This is a genomic window from Candidatus Darwinibacter acetoxidans (assembly GCF_041936445.1).
Taxonomy (GTDB): Bacteria; Bacillota; Limnochordia; order Darwinibacteriales; family Darwinibacteriaceae; genus DTU010.
The window spans coordinates 1-2,231 of the sequence record NZ_JBHGXH010000123.1; the positions used below are offsets into that span (position 1 = coordinate 1).

At 54.5% G+C, this 2,231-nt stretch carries 6 protein-coding genes and 1 tRNA gene; all 7 read right to left on the reverse strand.

Annotated features, from left to right (window positions below; genetic code table 11):
- Positions 1-193: 193 nt before the first annotated feature.
- The 7 genes from ACE4YL_RS04325 to ACE4YL_RS04355 all read right to left on the reverse strand — a co-directional run bounded on the left by ACE4YL_RS04325 (position 194) and on the right by ACE4YL_RS04355 (position 2,085).
- Complete coding sequence (locus tag ACE4YL_RS04325; RefSeq protein ID WP_461369287.1) at positions 194-436, reverse strand: HNH endonuclease signature motif containing protein; 243 nt, start codon at positions 434-436, stop codon at positions 194-196.
- A gap of 149 nt (positions 437-585) precedes the next feature.
- Positions 586-661, reverse strand: a tRNA-Thr gene (locus ACE4YL_RS04330).
- A gap of 145 nt (positions 662-806) precedes the next feature.
- A complete protein-coding gene (locus tag ACE4YL_RS04335; protein WP_461369282.1) occupies positions 807-1,235 on the reverse strand; it encodes a sigma factor-like helix-turn-helix DNA-binding protein in 429 nt (142 codons plus the stop codon).
- Positions 1,232-1,516, reverse strand: coding sequence for a hypothetical protein (locus ACE4YL_RS04340; RefSeq protein ID WP_461369283.1), 285 nt, complete (start codon positions 1,514-1,516; stop codon positions 1,232-1,234). The genes ACE4YL_RS04335 and ACE4YL_RS04340 overlap by 4 nt, the downstream gene beginning before the upstream one ends.
- Before the next feature lie 78 nt (positions 1,517-1,594).
- Entirely contained in the window at positions 1,595-1,741 is a 147-nt protein-coding gene (locus ACE4YL_RS04345) for a DUF2292 domain-containing protein (protein ID WP_461369284.1), read from the reverse strand.
- A 15-nt stretch (positions 1,742-1,756) separates the two neighbouring features.
- The gene (locus ACE4YL_RS04350; protein WP_461369285.1) at positions 1,757-1,897 is read right to left on the reverse strand and encodes a hypothetical protein; all 141 of its coding nucleotides are present in this window, start codon (positions 1,895-1,897) and stop codon (positions 1,757-1,759) included.
- Complete coding sequence (locus ACE4YL_RS04355) at positions 1,897-2,085, reverse strand: hypothetical protein (RefSeq protein ID WP_461369286.1); 189 nt, start codon at positions 2,083-2,085, stop codon at positions 1,897-1,899. The genes ACE4YL_RS04350 and ACE4YL_RS04355 overlap by 1 nt, the downstream gene beginning before the upstream one ends.
- Positions 2,086-2,231 lie beyond the last annotated feature (146 nt).

The following is a 2,231-nucleotide window of genomic DNA, read 5'->3' on the forward strand; positions in this document are numbered from 1 at the left end:
TACCGAAAACGCTGGGTTTATGCGATATAGCTCCTTGGGCTTCTTGAGCTTTGGTTGCCCGAATCGCCGGAAGTCCTTAACGTAAAACTTAGTAATGCTCTGTTCCTTCTCGAACATCGAATGCACAAGTCCGACATGACCACCTCCCACTTATAGACCGCAGGATCTCTGCGGGATAGCTGGATCACCTCCACTAGAGTTTTAACCCGTTGGCCTCTGCAATCTCCTGTACGGTCTTGCCCTCTCTCTGCGCTACAATGGCAATCAACTCCTCCCGCTTGTACTTGGCGTCATGGATACTTCTGTGACAGTACATGCACAGTCTGATTAAGTTCTCCCGTATGTCGCTGCCGCCTTGACTGCGATACCTGATATGGTGCATACCTCCATGGCCTGGCTTGCCACAACGCTCACAGTAAGGTATTTCCTCGCGCATAGCTTTCAAGAGTGCCCTGTTCCTGATCCGCTTCTCCTTCGGTACGGCTACAACAATGGATCACCCTTTCGTTTTTTAATACGCCTGCCCCCACCCCGGCTCTGTCAGTGGCGTATAGTCCCCGGCCATGTCGTTGCCTCCAAACATTCTGGAGCAGCCGGGGAGATTCGAACTCCCAGCCTGCCGATTACAAGTCGGCTGCTCTGCCAGTTGAGCTACGACTGCTCATACCAAATAAATACGGGACAGGCGCTAGGCCCGTCCCGTGGTTGTGGGGAGAGATAGAGACAACTCTACTCCTGTCCACACCATAACAGGCAACCCCTCACCATTTCAAGGCCATTGCCCTCAAAAACCCCTCAAAAACCCCTCAATATCCCCTCAATATCCCCTCAATTTCCCCCCAAAACTCCGTCAATATTTCCTCGTCCATCGCAGCTAGATGAGCCCTTACGCTTTTCCGGATAATAGCCACGCGCCTTTCCACAGTGCTCAATGAGTAATTGATTGCATCTGCGATCTCGTTGTGTGTCATGGAGCGCTCCCATTTGAGTTTCGCTATGCGCCTGTGCTCTCTCGGTAGACTCCTGATCGCCTTGTCCACTACATCCAAGACTTGTGTTATAGTTGCTCGTGCAACCGCCACGCTTCCAACTGGATCGCCAGGCGCGCGCAAGAGAGGTATTGCAACCACGCTCGCTGATGTCTGAGCCTCCAGCAGCTCCACGCTCTCCCGCCATAGCCTGCGGTTGTATAGGATACAGTCTATGGCCTTGATGGATATCTCCTCGCGGCTCATCGCCGAGTCCCTCCCCTCTCAACCCTCGGCCTTCTCTCCATCAGCTCCATGCTCTCTCTATGCCTACTCACAAACAGCCCCTCTGCAATAGCAAGCAGGCTCTGCAGCGTCCCATCCCTCCCGCAATCAGCGCACCAGTAAGTCTTGGTCTGCGGATCAAGCTCCATCTGACCCTGCTCATCCTCCGGGCACAATGGACAGTCGATGATGTATACCGCCTGAGGCCTGCACTCCAATGCCCTGCAAATCGCCTTGATATATGCGCTCCCTGGATAACTCATAATCTTACCCCCAAAACAGAGAGGCCGACCAAGCCCCACATGGGACTCAATCGGCCTCCCGCTATACGAGTCAGCCTGCTATGCTATTTGACGGCCTTCGGTAACTTCGATTCTCACCAGCTTGCCGTCCTGGATGTAAATGATGATTTTGCCGTATCTTATGCCATCTATCTTCGACGAGTCACGCCGTAGCTCCTGCATGATCTCATCTGTCAGTCCAGGCATACTCGCACCTCCGCCCTACCCCTCGGTATCATCTGCCTCTTCCCGCTCCCCCCACCGCCCACACTTGTTGCAGCGGGTGCATATCCCGCCGTAAGCTCCGCCCTCGTTCTGGCAGTCCTCCGTGGTTGAATACGTGATGTGCAGTATCCTGTTCATCATGTGCTCCCCCCCATCATCCCTCGCAGGTCAACGCGCTCCCCAAGTGGCGCCGTGAGGATGATGCGCTCGTATGGATACGCCTCGCGGACCCGCTGTTCCCACTTGCGCTTAGCTTGCAGGTCTCCATCCTGTATGTCCATCAGCTGGACTATGAGTCTGCTGAGAGTTTTGATGTCGCGTTTCATGAGAACCCCCGCCCTACAGACGCCCTCAGCCTCTCCATGATCTCCTCGCGCAGCTCATTCGCTTCCTCGTGTCGTCCCTCATGATCAAGATCGCGCATCCTCTTCAGCATCTCGGGAATTGGCTCTTGCTCAACAGCCATCATGCC

Excerpts from the sequence above, each read along its gene's own strand:
- ACE4YL_RS04325 (WP_461369287.1), bottom strand. The coding sequence starts at position 436 with ATGCGCGAGGAAATACCTTACTGTGAGCGTTGTGGCAAGCCAGGCCAT.
- ACE4YL_RS04335 (WP_461369282.1), bottom strand. The coding sequence starts at position 1,235 with ATGAGCCGCGAGGAGATATCCATCAAGGCCATAGACTGTATCCTATAC.
- ACE4YL_RS04340 (WP_461369283.1), bottom strand. The coding sequence starts at position 1,516 with ATGAGTTATCCAGGGAGCGCATATATCAAGGCGATTTGCAGGGCATTG.
- ACE4YL_RS04345 (WP_461369284.1), bottom strand. The coding sequence starts at position 1,741 with ATGCCTGGACTGACAGATGAGATCATGCAGGAGCTACGGCGTGACTCG.
- ACE4YL_RS04350 (WP_461369285.1), bottom strand. The coding sequence starts at position 1,897 with ATGAACAGGATACTGCACATCACGTATTCAACCACGGAGGACTGCCAG.
- ACE4YL_RS04355 (WP_461369286.1), bottom strand. The coding sequence starts at position 2,085 with ATGAAACGCGACATCAAAACTCTCAGCAGACTCATAGTCCAGCTGATG.